Annotated in this window: 1 protein-coding gene; it reads right to left on the reverse strand. The window is 41.8% G+C overall.

Translation table 11 applies throughout. The features are described 5' to 3' along the window. Positions 1-536 (reverse strand): hypothetical protein (locus AB4160_RS11775; protein ID WP_372004732.1); only part of this gene is annotated, 536 nt, incomplete at both ends.

Raw genomic sequence — 536 nt, forward strand, 5'->3', positions numbered from 1 at the left:
GCTTTAACTTTGGGCTTTTGCCCTACTGTCACGTTTTCAAAAGGGTTATGGCTGCAGTAGTTCATTAACTTGCACCACTTAAAAAACTGAAATACGGCCGCTAAGTATTCTTTATTACTTTTATAGCTTCTGCCCTGTGTGAGTAGCTCATCACGGTACTTCATCGCATCAGCCGAGGTGATATCGTTAACGCAAATAGCTTGAGTGCTTTTTGGTGACCGGTTACCGATTGTTGGCAGTAACTTAATTAAGTGACAGGTTCGCTGTTCAAGTTGTTTAATAGAGAGTGGTCTAATGCCTGACTTCTCTTTTGAAGTAACAAAACCTGCTAGAGCATCATGTAACGTCACCACGGACATTGCTTGAGCGACAGCCGTGGTTTCACGGTGTTGTGACAGCTTAGTGTCTCTGATGGGGATGCTATAACTTGCTGGCTTTGTACTGATGGTTGACTTGTTTTTCTCAAATTCACTGCGAAGACTGTTAATCACTTCATCAACATAACGAATAAAGTCATTAATACAGGTTTGATGGTC

This window comes from Shewanella sp. 10N.286.51.B8 (assembly GCF_041469325.1).
GTDB lineage: Bacteria > Pseudomonadota > Gammaproteobacteria > Enterobacterales > Shewanellaceae > Shewanella.